Source organism: Enterococcus sp. AZ009 (genome assembly GCF_050548785.1).
In the GTDB taxonomy this organism is placed as follows: domain Bacteria; phylum Bacillota; class Bacilli; order Lactobacillales; family Enterococcaceae; genus Enterococcus_D; species Enterococcus_D entomosocium.
Genome location: NZ_CP172960.1, coordinates 1,387,422 through 1,410,994, shown reverse-complemented (window position 1 = coordinate 1,410,994; position 23,573 = coordinate 1,387,422). Strand labels below are relative to the sequence as shown.

At 41.9% G+C, this 23,573-nt stretch carries 22 protein-coding genes and 1 tRNA gene; 8 read left to right on the top strand and 15 right to left on the bottom strand.

Annotated elements, in window-relative coordinates:
• Positions 1–60: 60 nt before the first annotated feature.
• A tRNA-Arg gene (locus tag IGJ74_RS06820) sits at positions 61–132 on the top strand.
• 76 nt (positions 133–208) lie between these two features.
• On the opposite strand, the gene IGJ74_RS06815 is transcribed toward IGJ74_RS06820, so the two are convergent.
• From IGJ74_RS06815 to sfsA, 11 genes are all read right to left on the bottom strand, one after another.
• Positions 209–1,390: a GNAT family N-acetyltransferase gene (locus IGJ74_RS06815; RefSeq protein WP_218193238.1), complete on the bottom strand. Its 1,182-nt coding sequence runs from the start codon at positions 1,388–1,390 to the stop codon at positions 209–211.
• A 60-nt stretch (positions 1,391–1,450) separates the two neighbouring features.
• Positions 1,451–1,864: a DUF3284 domain-containing protein gene (locus IGJ74_RS06810; RefSeq protein ID WP_086292815.1), complete on the bottom strand. Its 414-nt coding sequence runs from the start codon at positions 1,862–1,864 to the stop codon at positions 1,451–1,453.
• Entirely contained in the window at positions 1,864–2,049 is a 186-nt protein-coding gene (locus IGJ74_RS06805; RefSeq protein ID WP_010749336.1) for a DUF3188 domain-containing protein, read from the bottom strand. The genes IGJ74_RS06810 and IGJ74_RS06805 overlap by 1 nt, the downstream gene beginning before the upstream one ends.
• Before the next feature lie 42 nt (positions 2,050–2,091).
• Positions 2,092–2,313, bottom strand: coding sequence for a hypothetical protein (locus tag IGJ74_RS06800; RefSeq protein WP_081118753.1), 222 nt, complete (start codon positions 2,311–2,313; stop codon positions 2,092–2,094).
• An 87-nt stretch (positions 2,314–2,400) separates the two neighbouring features.
• A complete protein-coding gene (locus IGJ74_RS06795; RefSeq protein WP_371179804.1) occupies positions 2,401–3,816 on the bottom strand; it encodes a PTS sugar transporter subunit IIC in 1,416 nt (471 codons plus the stop codon).
• 102 nt (positions 3,817–3,918) lie between these two features.
• Complete coding sequence (locus IGJ74_RS06790) at positions 3,919–4,236, bottom strand: PTS lactose/cellobiose transporter subunit IIA (protein WP_005236949.1); 318 nt, start codon at positions 4,234–4,236, stop codon at positions 3,919–3,921.
• Positions 4,237–4,274: 38 nt separating this feature from the next.
• Positions 4,275–4,592, bottom strand: coding sequence for a PTS sugar transporter subunit IIB (locus IGJ74_RS06785; protein WP_005229471.1), 318 nt, complete (start codon positions 4,590–4,592; stop codon positions 4,275–4,277).
• Positions 4,593–4,726: 134 nt separating this feature from the next.
• Positions 4,727–7,441, bottom strand: coding sequence for a sigma 54-interacting transcriptional regulator (locus IGJ74_RS06780; RefSeq protein ID WP_016613177.1), 2,715 nt, complete (start codon positions 7,439–7,441; stop codon positions 4,727–4,729).
• Positions 7,442–7,507: 66 nt separating this feature from the next.
• Positions 7,508–8,782 (bottom strand): DEAD/DEAH box helicase, encoded by a 1,275-nt coding sequence (locus tag IGJ74_RS06775; RefSeq protein WP_016621253.1) that lies wholly within the window; start codon positions 8,780–8,782, stop codon positions 7,508–7,510.
• A gap of 14 nt (positions 8,783–8,796) precedes the next feature.
• Positions 8,797–9,798, bottom strand: a complete 1,002-nt coding sequence (locus tag IGJ74_RS06770) for a Gfo/Idh/MocA family protein (RefSeq protein WP_008381134.1) — start codon at positions 9,796–9,798, stop codon at positions 8,797–8,799.
• Between the two features lie 18 nt (positions 9,799–9,816).
• Complete coding sequence (sfsA, locus tag IGJ74_RS06765) at positions 9,817–10,542, bottom strand: DNA/RNA nuclease SfsA (RefSeq protein WP_005236955.1); 726 nt, start codon at positions 10,540–10,542, stop codon at positions 9,817–9,819.
• A gap of 182 nt (positions 10,543–10,724) precedes the next feature.
• Here sfsA and IGJ74_RS06760 point away from each other — a divergent pair, with 182 nt between their 5' ends.
• The 3 genes from IGJ74_RS06760 (at position 10,725) to IGJ74_RS06750 (ending at position 13,024) form a co-directional block, all read left to right on the top strand.
• Positions 10,725–11,069 (top strand): DUF4828 domain-containing protein, encoded by a 345-nt coding sequence (locus IGJ74_RS06760; protein WP_008381130.1) that lies wholly within the window; start codon positions 10,725–10,727, stop codon positions 11,067–11,069.
• A gap of 214 nt (positions 11,070–11,283) precedes the next feature.
• Complete coding sequence (locus tag IGJ74_RS06755) at positions 11,284–11,448, top strand: hypothetical protein (protein WP_008381128.1); 165 nt, start codon at positions 11,284–11,286, stop codon at positions 11,446–11,448.
• A gap of 241 nt (positions 11,449–11,689) precedes the next feature.
• Complete coding sequence (locus tag IGJ74_RS06750) at positions 11,690–13,024, top strand: serine hydrolase (protein ID WP_016621251.1); 1,335 nt, start codon at positions 11,690–11,692, stop codon at positions 13,022–13,024.
• 57 nt (positions 13,025–13,081) lie between these two features.
• Here the strand turns inward: IGJ74_RS06750 and IGJ74_RS06745 are convergent, their stop codons facing one another.
• On the bottom strand, positions 13,082–13,594 hold the full coding sequence (locus IGJ74_RS06745) for a GyrI-like domain-containing protein (RefSeq protein ID WP_008381124.1): 513 nt from the start codon (positions 13,592–13,594) through the stop codon (positions 13,082–13,084).
• 124 nt (positions 13,595–13,718) lie between these two features.
• Between IGJ74_RS06745 and IGJ74_RS06740 the strand changes: the two genes are divergently transcribed.
• Positions 13,719–14,918 (top strand): YdcF family protein, encoded by a 1,200-nt coding sequence (locus IGJ74_RS06740; protein ID WP_016621250.1) that lies wholly within the window; start codon positions 13,719–13,721, stop codon positions 14,916–14,918.
• A 48-nt stretch (positions 14,919–14,966) separates the two neighbouring features.
• On the opposite strand, the gene IGJ74_RS06735 is transcribed toward IGJ74_RS06740, so the two are convergent.
• Both IGJ74_RS06735 and IGJ74_RS06730 read right to left on the bottom strand, forming a co-directional pair.
• Positions 14,967–15,476 carry an HD domain-containing protein gene (locus IGJ74_RS06735; RefSeq protein ID WP_005236965.1) on the bottom strand — a complete coding sequence of 170 codons (510 nt, stop codon included), beginning with the start codon at positions 15,474–15,476 and terminating at the stop codon, positions 14,967–14,969.
• A gap of 124 nt (positions 15,477–15,600) precedes the next feature.
• Positions 15,601–16,362, bottom strand: coding sequence for a TrmH family RNA methyltransferase (locus tag IGJ74_RS06730; RefSeq protein ID WP_008381120.1), 762 nt, complete (start codon positions 16,360–16,362; stop codon positions 15,601–15,603).
• Between the two features lie 95 nt (positions 16,363–16,457).
• On the opposite strand from IGJ74_RS06730, the gene IGJ74_RS06725 reads away from it, so the two are divergent.
• The 3 genes from IGJ74_RS06725 to IGJ74_RS06715 all read left to right on the top strand — a co-directional run bounded on the left by IGJ74_RS06725 (position 16,458) and on the right by IGJ74_RS06715 (position 18,838).
• Positions 16,458–16,736 carry an acylphosphatase gene (locus IGJ74_RS06725; RefSeq protein WP_005236969.1) on the top strand — a complete coding sequence of 93 codons (279 nt, stop codon included), beginning with the start codon at positions 16,458–16,460 and terminating at the stop codon, positions 16,734–16,736.
• Positions 16,737–16,860: 124 nt separating this feature from the next.
• A complete protein-coding gene (gene yidC, locus IGJ74_RS06720; RefSeq protein WP_086299625.1) occupies positions 16,861–17,787 on the top strand; it encodes a membrane protein insertase YidC in 927 nt (308 codons plus the stop codon).
• Positions 17,788–17,896: 109 nt separating this feature from the next.
• On the top strand, positions 17,897–18,838 hold the full coding sequence (locus tag IGJ74_RS06715; RefSeq protein ID WP_034872197.1) for an AEC family transporter: 942 nt from the start codon (positions 17,897–17,899) through the stop codon (positions 18,836–18,838).
• A 284-nt stretch (positions 18,839–19,122) separates the two neighbouring features.
• On the opposite strand, the gene IGJ74_RS06710 is transcribed toward IGJ74_RS06715, so the two are convergent.
• Positions 19,123–23,472 (bottom strand): PolC-type DNA polymerase III, encoded by a 4,350-nt coding sequence (locus tag IGJ74_RS06710; protein WP_218193239.1) that lies wholly within the window; start codon positions 23,470–23,472, stop codon positions 19,123–19,125.
• Between the last annotated feature and the right edge of the window lie 101 nt (positions 23,473–23,573).

Genomic DNA, 23,573 nt, shown 5'->3' with positions numbered 1-23,573 from the left:
CCTTTCTTTTCCTTCTCATCTTGCGAGAAACACGAATAACAGGTAAAATATAGCTATTGTGTTCCCTTAGTTAAATGGATATAACAAGTCCCTCCTAAGGATTAGTTGCTGGTTCGATTCCGGCAGGGAACGTTTTTTGAAGAAAAAGATTCCTTATTTTTAAGGAATCTTTTTTTGTTGGAAAGTAAATACCTCTGCCTCGATTTGCTTAGAAATAATCTTCCAGAATCGGCTTTCCGTCTGGTAAGTTTTCCTGAATCATCACTGCAGCTTCCTTCTCCGTTTCCATTTGCTGGAAAAAGACCAGAGAATCGAGGGATTGTGCCTGCAAGAACAGCTGCACAAAACGCTGAATCGACAAGGTTGCTTTTGGCAGCTTGGTAGCCGTCGTTTTCGTGACCTGATGCTGAGCGGTTTCGATTGTCACTTCATAACAGCCATTATTCCATGGGGCATATTCATCCCCTTGAATTTCTATGGCAAAACCGCCGGCTTTTTTCAATGTGAATGGATAACTTTTTAGAAACCCTTCCACATCGATGACGCGCGCCATCATGTCCGGGCGCACTTGGTAGTGAGCCAATGGTTTGGCCGCGTTTGCTTGTAGGACTTCCCCATCAAACCCTGGTCGATAGTTAATCTGTGCTACTGAATCTGCATGGGAGACGATAAACCGATTAAATCCTTGGTAAGCATTCGCAGTCAAATAGCCCCACTCTTGAATATCGAAACGTCCTCCCTCGATAAAGTAAATCAAGTAGCCTTCAGGGACCCCTGCTTCATTGCGATAAATCGCAAACGTATACGGTCGTCGCAAAACAAACTTGATTTCTTCCCACCAGGGTTGGCGAATCAGTCCGCCCTTTTGATGGCGCGGCAATTGATGATAAATCTCGTGAATGATCGGCTGTGCTTCCTCCCAATTCATGCGTTGAATCGTTCCATTCACTTTCTTGCCATCGGGCCATTGATGCGCATCGACTTCATAAACCGTCCGTTCAAAAGTATACTCATACCCATATCTGCGATAAAAAGCAAAGGAGAAAGGTGCCAGATAGGAAAGAACGATTTTTTGTTCATAGCAGTCCTTAATGATTTGTTTCATGATCCGATCGATCCGACCTTGGCTGCGATACTCTGGATACGAAGCCACAAAACCGATCCCTGCCATCGGATAACTCGTTCCATGAAAGTTCACATCAAAAATCGTTGCCATGATTTGGCTCGCCAATTTTCCATTCCCATCGTAGGAACCATAATTCCAAGAATTTTCCGCAAGCTTGCGATAGCGCTTGATATTTGGTTCATTCAATTCCCACTGAAAGGCATAAGAAACCAAGTCCAGTACTTCTTGCGAACCAAATTCGGTCATTTTTTTGACATCTGTCATTCCTTCATCTCCTCTACTTGAAAACACGCAAGAAACGCAAAAAAGGCGTCAGTCGACCCCTTAATATGCTTCTTCCATCATACTCAACATTTTTTTAAATTGCTTGCGTTTGAAATATCCTAGAATCGTACCTAAGAGCATGTCATTTAATTGCTGCATGAAGCCATGTGATTTCATGGTTTCCGTATAAATGACTTTGCTACTCTTTCCATCAAGTGGCGTTACTTCATAGCGAGCGACAAATTCATTTTTTGTTGTTTCTGTTTTGAATTGATAAACTTGATTTTCAATGATTTCTTCGATTTCGATCTTCGCACGACTCGTAGTAGAAAATTCCTTTACATATTGAAATCCTGCCAGTTGCTTTCTAGAAAGTGTTTTTCCAGTTGCTTTTCGTATGTCAAAGATAACAGAATCCATAATTTGATCGTAAAAGACATTTGCTGGAATCGATAAATCTTTTTCAATTCTCATTAAGACTTCCTCCTATCTGACTCTTCGGCTTTCTTCTTTCCTTTCATGAACAGAAGACTGCCAGAAATAAGCAAGAAAATACCTGTTGTAAAACTGAATATATCTAACTGCTGATTACTTGGATTCATACTGTATAGGACTACGAGTAGACCGATACTACATATAAACAAGCCGTTTTTTATCATTTTCAATCATCCTATCTATTCGTTGATCCACAGAGAACCTACTCAAACACTAACTGCTTGAAAGTATAAAACAGAACCCCAAGGCTGTGCTTTGATCAATTCTTTTGCTTTTTTTGCCGCCGCTTCTGAATCGGAAGCTGTCGTAGTAAAAATAAGTTTAATTCCTTGTTTTTCTTTGAATGTAAAAGACATTCCATCTTCGTTATATCCTTCAAGTAATTCTTTGATGGCATCTTGCTGCATTGCACTTGCTATTGAAATCATATTCTTTTCCTCCTAAATAATCAATAATAAAAGGAGGAACTGCTTTACTTCAAGCGAAGCCATAGCAGTTCCTCACAATCTACAGGTCTATTCGCCTAGTTTTGGATCAATTTTATTTGCTGAAATAACGAATGGCGCCCAAATGAAGAATGTAACGACCATACATACCAACGTTACGATTGGGGCACGCCAGTCAGCTCCTGTTGCCAAGAATGATAGCAACATTGGTGGAACGACCCACGTTACTTGTTGTGAAACAGGTGCTACTAAACCAAAGTACGTTGCTAACCAACCGATTGAAGTGGCTACTAGCGGAGCAATAATGAACGGAATAAACATGATCGCATTCAATACGATTGGCAGACCGAACATTACCGGCTCATTAATATTAAACACACCAGGTCCGATTGACAATTTTGCAACAGTTAGATAATCCGCACGTTTTGATAGGATCAAAATAGCAATCAGCAATACAATTGTACCGCCTGAACCGCCAAACCAAGCAAATGAGTCAAAGGATCCGCGTACCCACATATATGCCTTGCCATCTTCGATTGCGGCAAGAACCGCGTTAGTACCGGTTTGTCCTTCATATCCTTTTTGGAAAATATCGATATTGATCAACTGCGCTTGTCCCCAAATACCTTCTAAAACTGGAGCTAGTACGTTTGGACCATGGATTCCGAAGAACCAGAAAATTTGAACAAAAACAGTTACGATCAGTACTGCACCAAGCCCTTGAGACAAGCCTAGGAATGGTTCTGCAATATATTTTTGGACAAGATCAATAATTAATTGTCCATCAGTCAGTTTACCGACAATAAAGTTAATAATAGCAATGACATATAAGGCAATTGTTGCCGGCAAAATCGCAGCGAACGCTTTCGATACTGCTGGCGGTACTGAATCAGGCATTTTGATAGTGATATCAGCTAACATCAATTTACAGAAAATAATAACTGAAATAGCCCCCATGATCATTACGGTAAAATAAGCGTTTCCGTTTAGATGATCGAGTTTCAACCAACCCCATCCACCTGCTGTAATTGCATCTGCTGTTGCAGACCATCCGGAAGTTGCTGACCCAGCATTGATTTCATCCATCAAAGCTGTTGGAACAGCTGTCGCCACAGAAGTGCTGTATGAAAAAGCAATTCCTTGAATCAGTGTCGCTACTCCAACGATCCCACCTGCGAGATCATTCACTCGATAAGCACGAGCCAGATTATATCCCCAAGAAAAGGCAAATACTAAACCAGCAACAGCCAATGTACCATTCCATACGAAGCCATTGATACTAATAATTTCACGAATAACTGGAATGGTACTGGCATCATAACTCGGCCAAAATTGCGGTGGTAAGTCACGAATGATCGCGTTGATCATTACTGCGATCGAACCAGCCATAGTAGCAGGCATTGTTCCAATAAAGGCATCACGTAATGCAACTAAGTGCTTCTGGGCTCCAATTTTTGCAGCTACAGGGAGAATGTACTTCTCCATCCAACTTGTTAATCCATCCATTCTTAATTCCTCCTATAAGTTCTATTCGTCAAAGAAGATTTTTTGAATCATCGACAATAACTACTTCTATCCGTTCAAAGATTATTCGTTATTTAGACGTCGATAGACATCAATGATTTCTTTCGCTAAATCGGTAAATGCGATTGACGTCATTAGGTGATCTTGTGAATGCACGGTCAACAATGTCACGGTCATATGATTGCCTTGCGCTTCTTGTGTCAACAATCCTGTTTGCGAATGATGCGCTTCCACAAGAGATGCTTCAGCATCTTTGATTTTTTGGTCAGCTAATTCGAAGTTCCCTTCTTTTGCTGCCGCGATTGCTTCCATTGCGTCACTTTTTGCATTACCACCATACATGATCAATCCCATAATGGCTTCCAAATTTTGCTCATCCATCTTTAAAAATCCTCCTTACACTTCGATCCTAAAAAATCTTAGTTCATTAATGTTTCTGCTTGTTGCAATACTTTTTCGCCGTTCATCATGCCATAGTCTGCCATGTTGATCACGTCCAAAGGAATGCCTTTTGGTGCTAATTTTTGTTCAAATTGTGATTTCATGAAACGTACTTGTGGTCCTAACAATAGAACATCGACTGGTTTTGACTCCAAATGTTGGTCGGCTTCTGAAGCTGAAACAGCAAAGATATCTGCTTCCATTCCTTTAGCTTCGGCTGCTTTTTGCATTTTTGTCACCAATAGACTGGTACTCATTCCTGCTGAACAAACCAGCATAATCGTTTTTTTCGCCATCGCGCATCTGCTCCTTTCTGTTGTAAGTTACACTTTACTATAAAGCAAAAAGCGTGCCAAAAAAAAATAAGTTCAGACCTTTATTTATCAATGGTCTGAACCAATTTCTCGTTTACACACTCGCAGTTTTTTCATTACACACTAAAATTGTGTGCGGATTCATCATAATTTTTGATTTTGTTTTCTAAAAACATTTGGGTTAAATAGGCGATCTCATCTTCAGAAAATTTGATTTGATAATTTTTTTCAATTTGTAATAAATGGGTTCGTAAAACATCCATTTCAATTCGGTACCGTTTTTGGAAAGTAGCTAAGTTGACGAAAGTACGGGAAGGCTCCTTCTTCAATAAACTTTCTACCAAAAAGGCTAAATGAATGACTAATCCTGCATCGACGGTTGGTTCTACAATCACATGCAATTGATTTTGAATCTGATGAACGATTCGTTGCAGGCTTTCGATCAGATGATAGACGGACCCAACATGAGTTATCGTATTTTCCAATGAACGCACGATCTTTTCGATCGGCACTTCATCTGAAGCGATTCGTTTTAGCACATTCAAGCGATTGTCATCAAAAACATCATAGGCGGAGAAAAACGGAATGTTTTGATAATCGATCTCGACGGTGCCGGCAATAGCTTTGATCTCATATTCTTCTAGCAAGCCGTCAATATGTTTTTTGAAGGTTTCTTTTTCAATAAATTGCATTTGGATGATCTCGACTTTTGATTGATCGACGACGGGATAAATTCGTTGATAAAGTTTGGCAGCGACACCTTCCCCAGTAAAGCAAGTAACGATGACTGCCTTTTTATTTCCTTTTGCTTCACGAACCGTACGGAACTGTTCTTGTACGATGGTTTCAAAAGAACGCTGAATGTTTTGGTAGATATCTTCTAAACTGCGCCCACTCTCTGCCATCCGCAAAGCTTCTAAAACAATCATCGTGCTGACCATCGAAATAGCTTTCGTACGAATCCCCGTCTCTTCGGAAATCAAATTCGCAAATGAATTGAGGGAGCCCATATCGGTTAAAAGCAATAAGCCATTGCTCATCTTCTCTTTGTTTTCATTGATATAATTCAACAGCTGGTCATACATTTGCCCGACTTCCATATCCAAAGACATATTCATTGCCTTGCCATGGTCGGTCTCCAGCAGCTCTTGGGCTGTCTCCAGCATACTACTGGCAGTTGCCTTACCATGCATCAAGACAATGATCTCGATTTTTTCAAGGGGCAATGGCGAAGGCTGTTTGACTTGAATCGCTAAAAACATACTGATAAAGCCGATTTCATCAAATGGGATCTCGACATGACGTTCCTCTTCAATGATCGTCGATAAATCCATTGCCACTTGAAATTCGGATTTTAAGTTTTTTCTAATTGTGTTCAAATCCGGATGAACGATCATATGTCCCTCTTTAACACGTTCCAGCGTACTTTGCAAATGCAACGCAAAGGCAAAACGGGCTTTTTCACTATAAGTTCGATCTAACCTCTGACCTGCCAAGTCATAAAGAACATTGGTCAGTTTCCAAATGTCTTCTGGAATCAACTCTTTATGAACAGGGTTTTGGATCAATTCTTCGACATATTTTTCAAAGTAGGCATCCACATCCTTAGAGATCAAGTTTTCTAAATCTACATTGGCTACACCGGTTTCAATCAGTGTGCTGACTTTTTCTTCGATCTCATTGTACACCTGCATATTCCGTTGCGGATCACGAGACCAGACAACATCTGGGTCGCCGGGTTCGAAACTCAGAAAGTCGCCTTTGCCATCTAAAAACCGATCCAAGCGTTCTGACATTTCTTTGATCTTCAACAGCCCTTTTTGAACTTGCAGTGAGCAATCGCCTTTTCGAATCAGGAGGTGTTTTTTCCCATAGGTCCGATAATGTAAGAATGCCTTCGCACAGACGAGTTTCAGGTCTCGCTTGATTTGACCGATGTTGCCTTCTGCATCATAGAGCATAAAGGCCAATATCGCATCTCGCTCGACATCGATCCGCTGATTTAGACGGGTCGCCTCTTGCTTGATAAACAAGGAAATGATTTCATACCGTTCATCTAGCGAACGACTTTCCACATTTGGCAAAGTAATAGCCATGGGAATTCGCCGATTGAAGGTCGTCAAAAAGGTTTCTGATGATTCAGTGGTGGCACCAATGATCTGCACGGCGGCTTCATGAACTTGGTTGCTTTCCCCTAATGGGCGGTAGATCCCTTTGTCAATGAAGGTAAAGAGCATTTCTTGGCCTTCTGGCGGCAGTCGATGGATCTCATCCAAGAACAATATGCCGCCATCGGCTTTTGCCATAAGTCCTGGACTATCTTCTGCAGCACCTGTGTAGGCCCCTTTTTTGATGCCAAAGATGTGACCAAACAACAACTGCGGATTTTGTGCATAATCCGCACAATTAAACGATACGAAAGGAGCATCTTTTTCTAACATATTTGATTCAACCGCAAAGTGATACATACATTCGGCAAATAGGGATTTACCGGTACCTGTCTCTCCAAAAATAATGGTATGGAGTCCTCTAGGCGGATATAAAATTGCTGCTTTGGCTTGCTGGATACTTACTTTTAAAGAAGCTTGAACCCCAACAAGACTTTCAAAACTCACTTCAGAGGAAACATCCACATGCACCGTTTCTTCTAATGGCTCATAAACGACCGGACGGCCGGAACGTTTGCCGATTTTCTTTTCTTTATAAAGCTCACTGAGATAACGGCTTGCATTGCTGCGATCGATTTGTAAGATTTTAGCGACGTCAACTGCGGTCAACCCTTGCTTATGCAGTTCGATCGTTTGAAAAATCTCTTCTTTTCGCGAATTCATTCGATAGCCTCCTCATTTTTTTACACACTAATAATAAACAACGTTAATGGTAACACAAAAAGACGCTCAATGGCGTCTTTTTCCTTTGTCTTTTTGCTTTTTCGTCTTTTTCTTGGTCTTTTTAACAGGAGTGTGTAATTTTTCAGATGTTTTCTTGGAAATTTTCTGCACACTTACTATTTTCGTTTCTTTCTTGCTTTCCTTTTCGATAACAGGTGCTTCTGTGTGTAATTGTCCCCCATGCAGATAGACTTCCTTGAGTTCTATGGACAATTGATTCGCGATTTTTTTCAAATCCTTCAACGAATGGTCTTGAACGATCGTGACGACGGTTCCTTCTTTGCCCATTCGTCCAACACGTCCTGCCCGGTGCAGATAGGATTCTTTTTCTAACGGGACTTCCGTATTGATGACATAAGGCAAATCCACCACATCTAAGCCGCGAGAGGCGACATCGGTCGTCAATAATTCTACTAGTTTTCCTTGACGGAAGCTCTCCAGTGCGCCTTTTCGGGCAAGTTTGTTTTGGTCAGATGCTAATGATGCCACCGGCAAGCCGTGAAACAGCAGTTTTTCTTCTGCATTTCCCATTGCGCTTAATTCATTGAAGAAAACCAAGGCTTGAAAGCTTGGTAAATGAGCAAAGCGCCTTAAAGCATCCACGATTCGTCGTTGCGGATAATTCAAATAGTAGTGATGGATCACGCCTTTGCTCTGATCTTCTTGGGTAACATCAATGATCAGCGGCTCTTTTGTCACCAATGGTCGAATCTCATCAATCACTTCGTTAGCGGTTGCTGAAAAGAAACTACGCTGGATTTGTTTTGGCAATGTTTGATTGATCTTGGCAGCCAGTGTGAAGGCCCCTTCTTTCAATAATTGGTCAACCTCATCTAATACCAACGATTGCAACTGCTGGGTCTTGATTTTTTTTGCTTTGATCAATTCTAACACTCGGCCTGGGGTGCCAATCAAGACCTCGGGCTTGTCTTTCAGTTTTTCCACTTGGCGTTTTGTACTTGCGCCACCAATTAGCGGCAGAACGGTCAAACCAATGGCTTGGGCCCATTCTCGGGCCACTTCTGTGACTTGCATCGCTAATTCTTGTGAAGAAGTCAAAATCAGCAACTGATTGCCTTGCTTTACCTCGACTTTTGTTAACAGTGGCAAGAGGTACGCCAATGTTTTACCAGAACCGGTCGGTGAGACTCCAATGACAGACTCACCATCTTTTAAAGGGCCAAAGGTTTTCTCTTGGATCAAGGACGGTGCGTGATACCCTGCCGCTTGCCATTTTTCCTGCCAGATGTCTGGCAATTGTGTCAATTCAAATACTGTCATAAATGTTCCATTCCTTATTTTTTATCTGCATCAAAAATGATGCCTGCTTGTTTACGCATAAGAGCGATGGTTTCGTTGACACTGCGAGCAAGTTCCACCCATTCCTCATACCGTTGTCCTTGTTGGGGATCATTTTTGTTTTCGATGATGTCTGCAAAGTCTTGTGCTTCTTCGATCATCGGGTTTTCTAAAGCACTTACTGCTAATGCCTGGGTTTGTTTTGTTTTTCGCTCATAAAATGCGGCTTCTTCGATGGCATTGACGGCATTTAGGTCTAATGTACCGTCTTCAAAATAGATTTCTGAACGCAACTCTGAATCAGCGATTTTTCCTGTTTGGATTGTGACATCAAAGTCAGCATAGCGCAACACTGCAGTCCCGATACCATCTACACCAGTCGGTAATTTACGGGCAAAATAATGAACATCTTGCGGTTTGCCAAACCAAGCGACCGCCGCATAAATCGGATAGACGCCCAAATCCGCTAAGGCACCGCCAGAAAAATGTGGAGAAAAAATATTTGGTTCCTCCCCAGCTAGTACAGCGTCATAACGAGACGAATATTTCATATAAGAAAAGTTCGCCCCAAGAATGGCACCGCGTGTCGGTAAGAATTCGGCTACAGTAGAAAAACTTGCTTCATGGATGTTGCGAGCTGCTTCAAAGAATAATACCTGTTGCTGATTTGCCAATTCGATGATCTCCGCCATTTCCTCAGGCGTTGAAAAGGCTGGCTTCTCCACAATGACATTTTTTCCTGCTAAAATACCTTGCTTGGCTTGTTCAAAGTGCAAACTATTCGGAGACGCGATGTAGACCGTGTCCATATGAGCTAAGCCAAAAAAAGTGTCCAGATCGGTCGCATACTCGATATCCCCATATTTTTCTCCAAAACGTTGTGCCGTTGCTAACTTTCTTGAGTATACGGCAACCAATTGATAGCGTTTGGTTTCGTGGGCTGCTTGTACAAATTGATCGGTGATCCAATTTGTGCCGATAATCCCTAAATGAATCATGTTTTTTCCTTCTTTCTTCTATAGATTAGGGTCGTCAAAGACGACATTCAAATCAAAAGGGATTGGTTCTTTGACCGTGATCATCCCTTGGTTTACTTGGCAATTATAGGCAAACACTTCGACACCCTTGCTTTGCGCTTCAGCGATTTTAGTGGCCAGATCCGGTTGCATCTGTCGATGGATCGTGGCGATTTGCACCGCTTCAAATTGGATCATAAACAAAACCGCCGCATAATAGCCAGCTTCTTTGGCATGGATCAATTCATTGACGTGTTTCAAGCCACGAATGGTGGGTGCATCTGGAAAAGCACCGACTTGCTTGTTTTCAAGGGTCATTCCCTTGATTTCTAAAAAGCCTTTTTCTTGTTCATCTGTTTCAAAATAAAGGTCGAATTTTGATGTCCTATAGACAACTTCCCTTCGCAAAAGCGCGATTCTCCCTTTGATATTTGGCAACTGGATCGTGCCATCCAAGAGGCCTTCATAGCCTAAACGATTCGGTACTTGACTATCGATGTTGATCCATTGGTCTTGTTTCTTGACTGAGATCAAGTCGTAATTGGTTTTGCGTTTCGGATTGTCCCAATATTGCAGGGTAACAAGCGCACCTTTGTGCAAGAGCTCTTTTCCTCGTCCGGTATTTTTTACATGGACGATTACTTCTTGACCGTCAACGAGACATCGGGCAATGAACCGGTTGTCTCGCACGAGAAACGTGGCTAAAAGGGTATTCGGATAATTCATTTTCTCACCTGCTCTTTTGAATCATAGCATATTTTGATAAAAACTTCTAAACTTCAAACTAAAGTACCATGCTTTTTTACCTTCTCATGGTATACTTATGGCAATTATTTTCTAGTGCGAAAAAGTGGACACCTGTCCACAAGGCACAACTTGATGAATCGTAAATGATAGGACGTGTATAAATGAAGAAAAGGTCTATTTTGATTGGTTTATCTCTTGCAACGGGCGTGGTCAGCTCCTTGCTGTTGCGAAAAGAAAAACAAAAAAATGAGAATCGCCAGAATTTCATTGGTAATTGGCGTTTTACTTCCAAGACAAAAGAAGATGTCACGATAGAAATAGCCAATGATTATTCGTTGACCATCGAAGGCAAGCCTTTGACTGCTTCCATCGTTGAATTGACTCCGATGCGGTTAGTTTTACTGGACACATTTGGCTATCATTTAGTTCTTGAACAAAAAGGCTCCGTCATTACTTTATATGATGAAGCAGAAGATTGCCACTATTCTTTGACAAAAATCATCTAAAATCGCTGAGAAAGACAAGTTCATGTTTTCTTCACATTTTCTTCGGTCAATTCTCAGACTTTTTATCAGCATTTCTTGGCAATCCATGCTATCATTAACTTAACAAGTGGTTGAACAAGGTGTTCCGTTGAGTGATGTTTGATCGTTCATAGATTAAGGTGTAGGTTCGATTCCTACCTTCCACATTTATTTTAAATAGAAAGAAGGGATTTTTATGTTAACGACCTTTATTTCACTCTTTTCCATCTTTGCTTTAGCTGCATTGTTAGCTGGGACATTCTTTTTAGCAAAATTGGCTATGCAACAAGAAACGAAGGCGGTGAAAGTTCCCGTCAGAGTCCAAAACCAAAACCCGAGAATCCATTCCAATCGTCGCTAAGTGAATCAGTTTGACCCTATGTCAATTCACAAAAACTTGCCTTCTATTTTATAGGAAGGTAAGTTTTTTTGTTAGCTATTATTTACAGTAAACAACCTTAGTCACGTAACGTCTCAGTTTGTCTACTGAGGGATCGGTCTTACGCAATTAAATGCTAAGTTTTCTCTTAGAGTATTGCAACGGTGGATACTCTTTGTTAAAATTTTTGCTTAGATACAACTTTAAAGGAGCTACTACATATATGCAGAAAATAACCAAGTTCGGGTATTCCATCGTTGCTGCTTTGGCAATCCTCTTTGCTGCTGCCGGCTTACCCGTCGTTTCGTATGCTGATGATACAGCTATGAGCGCCGAAGAGATCCAAGATTTTTCAGTCGATGCAAAAGCCGCTTACTCCATTGATTTTGACACAGGCAAAGTGTTGTATGATCAAGATGGTGAGACCGCCATGGGCATCGCCTCCATCACCAAGATCATCAGTCTCTACCTTGTAGCTGAGCAAGTAGAGCAAGGAACCATCGCTTGGGATGATCCTGTCCCTATTTCAGATTATGCCGCGAATCTCAGCGTGTCGCCAAACTTATCGAATGTCCCTTTGCATCAAGACGTTACCTATACAGTAAAAGATTTGTATGATGCCAGTTATATCCAATCTGCAAATGCTGCAATCGTAGCGCTCGCGGAGCTGATTGCTGGGTCTGAAAGTGCCTTTGTTGATCAAATGCAAGAAAAAGTGCAATCATGGGGCATTACCGATGCAAAGATCGTCAATGCTTCTGGCTTGAACAATACTTATTTAGGGGACAATATCTATCCCGGGTCAACTTCTACTGACGAAAACGAACTATCCGCAAAAGATGTCGCCCTGATTGCTCGCCATTTGCTGCAAGACTTTCCAGACGTTTTAGAAGTAACAAGTCTTTCCACCAAACAATTTGGCGAAGGTTCCTATTCGCCTGTCGAGATGGTCAATTGGAACTGGATGCTTCCAGGTTTTACGAATACTAAAGATGGTGTTGACGGTCTTAAGACTGGTACGACAGATATGGCAGGCGCCTGCTTTGTCGGAACCGCCGTCAAGGATGGTCAACGAATTATCACCGTCGTGCTAAACGTTAATGGTCATGCGGAAAATCCAAGCGTACGTTTTATCGAAACAGGTCGGTTGATGGACTACTCCTTCGATGCTTGGGAACAAGTAGAAATTCTACCAGAAAATGCACAGTTAGAAGATACACAGACGGTGGCAGTCAAAGATGGGAAAGAATTGAGTGTTCCCGTTGCCTTAAATCAAGGTTTGACCTTATGGGTACGTGGAGATATGGATGCAACAGCCTTTGAAACAACCATTGACTTTAATGAGCATTATCGTGATTCTGCCCTGCAAGCGCCATTGACTGAGGGCACAGAAGTCGGTACTGTAAGTGCTTCGATTCCAGCTGATACGCTTGGTTATATTGATGCTTCTGATCATGACGAAACTGCAGGATTGGTCACAACACAAACGGTAGAAAAAGCCAACATCTTTGTTCGTGCTTGGCGCGGTGTGTCTACCTTTTTCGAGAATCTTTTTTAATCCAAACCAAAGAAAAAATCTGTCCTGAGCAAAGATTGCTTCTCGGACAGATTTTTTTTATTCTACCGTTTCCACCGTTGCTGCTGCCAAAGGCTCAACAGGGAAAAACAATTCAACTTCCCCTTCTTTAAAATGAGGAAGATATCTTTCTTGGATCGCTGCTGACAAGTGGACGTTATTTTCTGGTAAAACTTCCATCAACATTTTTTCAGTCATCATGGTCAAGTTTTTTTCATCCGTTTTTACAACGAGATAGGTCATTGCGGGCATTTCCCAACGGACCCAACCGACGGGAGGAAAATTTTCTGTATGGACTTGAACGCCTGCCAAATAACGGCCGGTTTCTTGCCAAGGCTCTAACCAATTAGTGCCATCACTCATTAAGCCCCAAAATTCCAGTTCTTCTGCCTTTTGATCGCTCACTAGAAATTCGATCTCTTCAAAATCCTTTGTTGCAAGTTCCCATAGCGCTGGTACCCAAGAAGCTCCTTCTTCCGCTAATCCCTTGCCTTCTTTTCCGATCACATAAAAAGCGGGCCGTTCAACGCGAATCACTTCACCTAATTGCATGTTCCTTCCTCCTTCTTTTCTTCATTTTAGCGAATTGCAAGAATTTCAGCAACTTTGACCTTAGCAACAAGCAATTTTTGTCATTTTTCGGTATACTAGGTGTATCGTTAAAGGAGTGAAAAACATGGATTTTACGCAATTGCTGATTTTTGCCATCAGCTATTTGACGGGTGTGATCGTCGTTCAAAAGTGGCGCAAGAATAAAGATGAGCCAGATATTTTCTTTTTTGAGTGCTGTTGGACGATTTTAGCCCTGCTGATTTATTTAGCCGTCTCAGAATTACGGACAGGCAGTTTCTTTATTCTAATACCAGTTGCCTTCGCCGGCCTTTTTTTATTTTCTTATCGGCGCAACAAGCACCGACTCGTAAATGGCTTGCTCTTTAATTTGTTTGTCTTAGCATTTGGTGGCTACCTAGTCATTAATCTATACCGAACACAAGATATTCTTGTAGGTGGTCTATTGGCTGTTTTGCTAGCGATCTTCTTTGCTGTATTATTATTCGGCTTAGCCATTCTCGTGGTCTTTCTTTACTGGAATTCCATTATTGTTTTACGAAGAGAGTCGCGATCAATCGCCAATCTATTGACCCTGATCTTAGCAGTGGTTTTGACCGTTTTATTATTTTCAGATACCCTTTTGCACTTTTTCCCGGATTGGATCCGAACCTTATTCGGCGTTGTTCCCCTAAGTCTGATGTATCTATTTGTGGTCTTTTTGAACTTTTTATCGATTTCAGTCATTTATCAGTTCAATCATCCTCGTTACAATCAAGATTTTATCATCGTCTTAGGAGCAGGTCTTTTGAATGGCACCACGGTCTCCCCTTTATTGGCCAAGCGTATCAATAAAGCAATCTCGTTCTACGAAGCGCAATTTAAAGCGAAAAAAACCGCTCCTCGGTTACTGATGTCAGGCGGCCAAGGAAGCGATGAAAAGTTGCCAGAAGCTGTCGCGATGAAAGAATATGCAGTTGCGCAAGGAGTGCCCGAAGGAGAGATTTTAGTAGAAACAAATTCCACGACTACTTATGAAAACATGAAGTTTTCGAAGGAAATCATGGATTCCTTAAAGCCAAATGGCTACAAAGTAATTTTTTCCTCCAACAATTACCATATTTTTCGTGCCGGTCTCTATGCAGATCAAGCACAACTTAAAGCAGATGGTATCGGAGCACCTACCGCCTTTTACTATTTACCAAATGCCTTCTTACGAGAATTCGTAGCGATTCTTTTTATGCACAAAAGACGACACTTAACGGTATTGATCACCTTACTGATCCTTTATGTAGGTGCAGCGATCCTCCAACTTATTTTTGGCTAAGCAAACAAAAAAAGTTCTTTGAACCGGCTGGTTCGAAGAACTTTTTTCTTATTGAATCGTACGATGTTTCTTCCAGAAACGTTGTTGCCATTTTTCTTTCATACTTTCTGTAAGTGGTTCTGATGCTTCTTTGATCGCACAATATTTGTCAACCATTGTGACAATATAGCTTTCTTTATAACGTGGCGGCGCAATCGTTGCTCCCCACATATGTTTCAAGATGATATCTTTTTCTAGATCACTTAGTTCAGTGATTTTTTCAGCATTTTTTACTGCAATTCGTGGATGCATATACGCATGGGTACCTTCATCAAACTTTGTGGTACGCCAGTCATAGTAGAATAAATCATGAAGGAGTCCTGCACGAGCTGTTGCACGAGCATCGCCGCCCCATTTCTTGGCCAATTTGTAACTATAATAAGAGACGCTGATCGAATGTTCCAAACGTGTGGAGTTCATATGCTGCACAAAGTTGGCTAATTTTTTTACAGCTTCTGTTTCTAACAGGTCAGCCACGTAAGACATATATTCGCTATCTTCTTGCCATTTTTCTGTCATAAATTTTTGTCTGCCACCTTTTTTTGATCTGCTTGATTGTTACAAGACAAAGTATAGCACCTATTCATCGAAGATTCTAGGTGAGGTGCAATAGATTCAAATAGTTTAACAGTTCCTTAAAAATCTATCTGACAGAAAAATACATCAAAATTCCGGCTGCAATGGCGACGTTCAATGATTCCGCCTGACCATAGAGGGGAATATACACATTTTTGTCAGTCAAAGCCAACAGTTCTGGGTGAACCCCTTGTCCCTCGTTACCTAAAATGAAGGCAGTTGTTTGTTCTTTAGGAAGCTCGGTATAAGGAACGGCTTCTTTATTTAATTCGGTGCCATAAATCGTCACGCCAGCTGAGCGTAGCTGCTTTAGAAATGGCGGGATCGCTCCTTCTAAAATCGGCAAATGATAGTTGCTTCCTTGCATGCTGCGCAAGACTTTTGTGCTGTAAAGATCTGCTGTTCCTTCGCCGAGAAACACCCCGCTAAATCCAGCAGCATCCGCTGTTCGAATCATGGTACCAACGTTCCCGGGATCTTGCACATTATCTAAAATCAACCAATTACCCGTCAGTGTCTGTAAGTTTTGCTCTTGCTTTTCCACCACGGCAAAAATTCCTTGTGGTGTTGGTAAATCAGAAAGCATCGCTGCGATCTCCTCTGTGATTAAATAGCTTTCTTCCTGATAATCATCGAGCTGCCCGTTGGCTTCGCTTAACCCTCGCGGTGTCACCAACAACGCTTTGATAGGTACTTTGGCCTGCAGCGCTTCTTGCACTAAATGCCAGCCATCGATCAAATACGTATTGGTCTGTGTACGGTGTTTTTTTTGTGTTAGTTTTTTGATTTCCTTGATAAAGGTATTTTTTTTCGATTGAATTTCTTTCATGTGGTCACCTCGATTTATTATAGCATGAGTCAATCGATCTAACTTGTTCTTTTACTGAAAAAACGCTATCATTATAAGCAGAGGAGGGATTGTCCATGAAGAAACTACGAATCCATGTTCAAGGGCGTGTCCAAGGTGTCGGCTTTCGTTATACCACGAAAATGCTTGCCGATCAGTTAGGGGTCACAGGATCTGTAAAAAATGAGGCAGATGGTTCTGTTTCGATTGAAGCAATGGGAGATGAAAAAATCATCGATGCCTTTGTTGCCGGAGTGAAAGATTCTCCTTCTCCCGCTGGAAAAGTGAACCAAATCGACATCCAACCAGACGATACCATTAAAGAACGTACTAGCTTTGATGTAGTCTATTATTGATAATTGAATGTTTTCTAAGTCGAAAGATTGATTTTTCAATGAATTTCTCTTTGTACATTGAAATAGTCGGTCTTTTTTAGTATAGTTATTTTTGTCTAAATTTATTGTGAAGAGGAAGAATAGAATGTCTAAAATGAATAAATGGCTGCTTTCATCAGGATTATTTGGCCTGTTATTAGCATTATCAGGCTGTGTCAGTACCAATGCTGATGGTACGCCGAAAGAAACAGGAATGATTTATCGCTTTTTGGTGAAACCTTTAGGTGATATGATCACGATGCTCGTTGAAAACTTCAACTGGTCTTACGGCTGGGCGATCATCGCCGTAACGATCGTTGTCCGCGTCATTATCTTACCATTAGGGATCCATCAGTCTCGAAAAACGATGATTCAAAGTGAAAAAATGCAGTTTCTGAAACCTCAAGTGGATATTGCGCAAGCCAATTTGAAGAAAGCAACCACTCGGGAAGAACAAATGCAAGCGCAAGCGGAGATGCAAAAAATCTATTCTGAAAACAACGTCAGTATGTTTGGCGGTATCGGTTGTTTGCCTTTACTGATTCAGATGCCGATCTTCTCTGCCCTCTACTTCACCGCCCGTTACACACAAGGAATCCAAAACTCTGAGTTCTTTGGCGTATCATTAGGTGACCCCAGCATCCTCTTTGTGGCGATTGCTGGTATTTCCTACCTGGCACAAGGATACATCTCAACCATTGGGATTCCGGAAGAACAGAAAAAAACGATGAAAACCATGTTGATCGTTTCTCCATTGATGATCGTTTTCATGTCAATGAGTGCACCAGCTGGTGTGACGCTTTATTGGGTAGTCGGTGGGGTCTTCAGTTGTATCCAAACATTTATCACGAATGTCATCATGAAACCAAAAATTCGTGCCCAAGTCGAAGCAGAAATGAAAGCCAATCCGCCAAAAACGGTGGTTACGCCTCGCAAAGATGTAACTCCTGAAAAAACAGAAGCTGTCAAAAAAGCGTTGAACACGACAAAGCCTAGTGGAAAAGGTCGTAACGCAGGCAAGCAGCAACGTTAGTAATTCTTGACCAAATCGCTCAATGAGTGGTTTGGTTTTTTGTTGTTTTCAAATGGGAATCAGTTGCTTCTTCTTCTGCCTTTCGCTATAGTAAATGAGAGGTGAGCACATGTTTCAAGCATATATCAATATTTTTGTCATTTTCAGTCTCATGTTTATCGGTTATTGGTTGTCTTACAAACAATGGTTTTCTAATCGAACCGCCGATACGTTTTCAAAATTGGTATTAAATGTCTCATTACCAGCCAATATGTTTTTAACGATTATTAAAAACTTTACGAAAGATGAATTTCTTTCATTGGTTTCGGGGATGATCATCCCATTACTTTCCATGATGATCACTTACTTCGCTGGTTATTTATGGCGACGTTTCGCGCAAGTTGAAGCCAAACACCAAGGCGCATTTTCCGCCATGTTTACCTTTTCCAATACGATCTTCATCGGCTTACCGATCAATTTAGCTATTTTTGGTGAAAAAGCTGTTCCTTATGTGTTGTTGTACTATATTGTAAATACGACATTATTTTGGACCATCGGTATTTTTGAGTTAGCAAAAGACAATCCTGATTTTGGTGAAGCCCGGATTTCCTTTCATCCATTGGTCATGCTAAAAAAGATTTTTTCACCAGCCTTGATTGGTTTCATCATCGGTTTGATCTGGATGCTATTCACCTTACCGCTGCCCTCATTTGTTGATGGCCTTGGAAGCTATCTAGCAGATTTGACGACACCCTTATCAATGTTTATTATCGGAATCATCGTCTACTTTGGGGGACTCAAAAATTTGCGAATGACGAAAGACATTGTCGGTGTCTTGTTTGGTCGTTTCGTTCTTTCGCCCCTCGTTGTGTGGCTGTTAAGCAGAATCATCCCTGTTCCTGAATTGATGCTTTCTGTGTTTATTATTCAAGCCTCTATGCCCGTCCAAAACTCTGTCCCGATCCTTGTACGAAACTACCAAGGGGATGAAGAGTTTGCAACTTCATGTTTAGGCTATTCCGTCTTACTGTACATGGTGTATTTGCCTGTTTTGCTTTTTTTCTTTTTTTAGCTATTTAACGAACTTTGTCGAAAAATACTCGTTACCAAAGGCATTCGCTTCTTTCGGTAACGAGTATTTTTCTCCTCTTTGTATGGTAAAGGTTCGATTGATTCGCTACCAAGGCTGGCCCCTATGATTTCCCACAATAGACCACGATCTTTCTGATTTTCGTCAGATTGTGGCTGCTTAGATCGATTTCACAAACAAGACAAAAAAGCACATCATGCAGAAACTAGCTATACTAGCCATTATGATGATGTGCTTTTTTTTATCTTAAGTGAACAGCCGGTGGTTTACAACATATCAAACAACGACAACTGATTTTCATCAGGTAAATCTTTTAGAACACCGTTATCCGTCATGTATTCAATCAAAGTCTTAGAAACTTTCCCGCGATTGGCGAGATCTTCTTTCGATAAGAAAGGACCATTTTTCCGTGCTTCCACGATTTGTTTCGCTACGTTTAGTCCCAAACTCGGTACTGCTCGAAATGGTGCGATCAATTTTTTTCCGTCGATCACGAAGTTTTCCGCATCCGATTTATACAGATCGATCATCCCAAATTCATAACCGCGCTCTAACATTTCATTGGCTAACTCCAGAACGGTTAACAGATTCTTTTCTTTCGTTGACGCACCCAATCCTTTGTCAGTGATTTCTTGCATCCGTTCTTTTACGGCGTCTTTTCCTTTTGACATGGCAATCAAATCAAAATCATCCGCCCGGACAGAGAAATAAGCACAGTAATAGAGAATTGGGAAGTACACTTTAAAGTAAGCCACCCGCAACGCCATCAAAACATACGCCGCCGCATGGGCTTTCGGGAACATGTACTTGATCTTCGAACAAGAATCGATATACCATTCAGGGACATTGTTCTCCCGCATCGCTTGCAAGTAAGTGTCCCGCAAGTCGTCAGGGATCTTGTTCCATTGCCCTTTACGAACCGTCTCCATGATTTTAAAGGCCATCCCGTCATCTAAGCCAGCATGGATCAAGTACACCATGATATCATCCCGACAGCCGATTACTTCTGCTAGACTGGCATCTCCGCGACGAATCAGTTCTTCGGCATTGCCCAACCATACATCGGTACCATGGGAAAGACCAGAGATCTGCAAAAGCTCTGCAAACGTCGATGGATGGGTTTGATCCAACATCCCCCGCACAAATCGGGTCCCAAATTCTGGGATGCCTAATGTACCTGTTTTGGAGTAGATCTGCTCTTCAGTCACACCTAGCACGTCCGTACCACCAAAAATACGCATCACTTCCGGATCATCCGTGGGGATCGTTTTAGGATCGATTCCTGATAAATCCTGCAGCATCCGAATCACCGTTGGGTCATCGTGTCCCAGGATATCCAGTTTTAAAATATTGTCATGAATGGAATGGAAATCAAAGTGGGTCGTTTTCCATTCTGAATTTTGATCATCTGCTGGGTATTGAATCGGCGTGAAATCATAGACATCCATATAGTCTGGAATAACGATGATTCCCCCCGGATGCTGACCAGTTGTCCGTTTGACGCCAGTTGCACCCTTAGCCAATCGATCGACTTCAGCTGCTCGATAATGGAGATTATGATCGCGCTCAAAGCCTTTTACGAAACCGAAGGCTGTTTTATCGGCTACTGTACCGATCGTTCCGGCACGATAGACATATTCTTCGCCGAAGAGCACTTTCGTATAGTTATGGGCCTCTGGCTGATATTCCCCAGAGAAGTTCAAATCGATATCGGGGACTTTATCGCCATGGAAACCAAGGAAGGTTTCAAAAGGAATATCATGGCCATCTTTGTTCAGACGTGTGCCGCATTTTGGACATTTTTTCTCTGGCATATCATAACCAGAACCATACGAGCCGTCTTCGTAAAACTCAGAATACTGGCAATCGGGACAATAATAATGAGGGGCTAATGGATTGACCTCAGTGATCCCAGTCATCGTTGCTACGAAACTAGAACCGACTGAGCCCCGTGACCCTACTAAGTAGCCGTCTTCATTGCTTTTATGAACCAGTTTTTGTGAGATCAAATAGATCACGGAAAACCCATTCCCAATGATCGAATCAAGCTCTTTTTTCAAACGTTTTTCCACAATTTCTGGTAATGGATCACCGTATAGCTCTTTGGCACGGTTGTAACTCAAGTCGGTGATCTCTTGTTCAGATCCGGGAATCTTTGGTGTATACAGATCATCTTTTACCGGAATGACTTTTTCACAGAGATCAGCGATTTTATTTGGGTTCGTCACCACAATTTCTTTCGCTACTTCTGGACCTAAAAACTGAAAAGCGGTCAGCATCTCATCGGTTGTTCGGAAGTGTACATCCGGTAAACTATGTCGATTCAAGGGATTGGCGCCCCCCATTGAATTGATCAAGACCTTACGATAAATGGCATCTTCTTCGTTCAGGTAGTGGGCATTCCCAGTAGCAACAACGATTTTCCCTAACTCTTCACCCATTTGGATCAAATTCCGAATAATGTCTTCTAGGTCTTTTTCGCTTTTCACGAGCTCCGTTTCTAGGAGATGGGCATAAACTGCTTTGGGCATGACTTCGATATAGTCATAAAACTTAGCAAGTTCCCGCGCTGCATCGACCCCTTTTTGCATCATTGCGACAAAGACTTCCCCTTTATCACAAGCGGTTCCGACTAACAATCCTTCCCGCAATTTCACCAATTCTGAGCGCGGGATCCGCGGGACTTTATCATGGAAGTACTTCACATTCGACATCGAGATCAGCTTGAATAAATTCTTCAATCCCGCCTGTGTTCGGGCTAAGATCGTGGCATGGAAAGGCCGAGCTGCTTTATAGGAGTTCTCGCCCCCAACGTGTCGGTTCAAATCTTCGTGCAGCAGCATGTCATGTTTTTCCATCGCTTCTTTGACAAAGATCCACGCTAAATGACCGGTTGCCTCGGCATCGTAGATCGCTCGGTGATGTTGCTCCAAACTAACGCCGAATTTTTTGGAAAGGACACCTAAACCGAATCGCTTAAACTCTGGATACAAATAACGAGCGAGTTCCAATGTATCAATGACGGGATTTTCTGCTTCTGGAATACCGTATTTTCGATAACTTGTATTTAAGAAGCCCATATCAAATGACGCATTGTGGGCAACTAGAATGGCTCCTTCAGAAAACTCACGGAACAAACGTAAGACTTCTTCTTCCGATTTTGACCCCCGAACCATTTCATCGGTGATCCCCGTCAATTCTACAGTCGTTCGTGATAAAGGATGGCCAGGATCGATGAATTCATCAAAGGAGCCTTCCACGTTGCCTTTATGCATCCGCACAGCGGCCAATTCAATGATGGTGTCGTACACTGCAGACAATCCGGTGGTCTCCACGTCAAACACGATATAAGTGGCATCAGTCAGTGGGACAGGCTTCGGATTATAGGCAACCGCTACCCCGTCATCCACGATATTGGCTTCCACACCGTAAAGAATTTTTACCCCGGCTTTTTCTCCGGCGTGATGGGCATCAGGAAACCCTTGTGCGCCACCATGATCGGTGATCGCAATCGCCTTATGGCCCCACTTGCCAGCTTGAGCGACAAAGTCTGCCACATTGTTGGTTGCATCCATCGTACTCATATTAGAATGCAGGTGAAGTTCGACCCGTTTTTCGCCTTCAGGTGCATAATCTTTGCGGGCCTCGTGTTTGACTTCCAGCAAATCTTGCGCATTCATAACGAGATCTCGCATAAAAGTATCTTCTTGAACACTACCACGCACTTTGACCCAACTACCTTTAGCAATGGCATCAAAGACTTGTTCATCTTTTTCATTATTGGAGAATTTTTTCACACTAAACGACGACGTATAGTCGGTGATTTTCAAAATCAAAATCTTCCGTTTTGAACGCAATTCTCGAACTTCTTTATCAAAGACATACCCTTGGATCGTAACTCTGCGTTCTTCCTCAATGATATTGATCATCGGTGTCACAGGTTCATCGGCAGGAATATTACGTCCCAAGGCAATTGGTCCGTCAAATTCGACTGTTTTGACTTCTTTTTTGCGTTGCTCGTGGGCCATTAAGTTCTCAGCGGCTTGCAATTGGAAGGCTGCCGTTTGTTCTTCTTTTCGTGCTTCAAGTTCTTTCAAGGCTGCCTCAGCCTGTTCTTTGTCTAGCTGCGGCAAGATCCGAAATTTTTGAAACCCGAAAGTCCCATAATTTTCCTCAATGATCGGTAAGTACTGTTGCTGCAAAATCGTGATGACCGCATCATTGTTGACGGGTAAAATCACTTTGTTCTCTTGAATCATAGGCATTTGATTTTTAATCACTTGATGAACTAACGGCCGATCACAATTTTGATTGGCTAACGCTAATGGCCAGTATTCTTGAATGAACTGCTCATCGAAGGAACCATCTTGAGCTTCAATGACAATGCGAACTTCCGCGATCTCTTTAAACGCTAGTTCAATGTGTTGTTTAAAGGATTGATACACCATCACCGGTAATAAACGTTCAAATTGGAAATAAAACGTCCACGCTTTTGATTGTCGATGCACGGTTACTTGTCTGATTTGGGCAGTCTGCATCAACGGATGCTGCCGAAGATTTGGGGCAGCTGCAATTTGGTCTAATAATATCTCAAAGGTCTCTCTTTCTTTTGACAATTGAAGATCCTCCTTTTCTCAGTACTCACTAGTATACCTCTTTTTGTCTTCACTTTCATTAAAAAATCGAGAAAGGATTTCCTCTCTCGATCTACCATTTG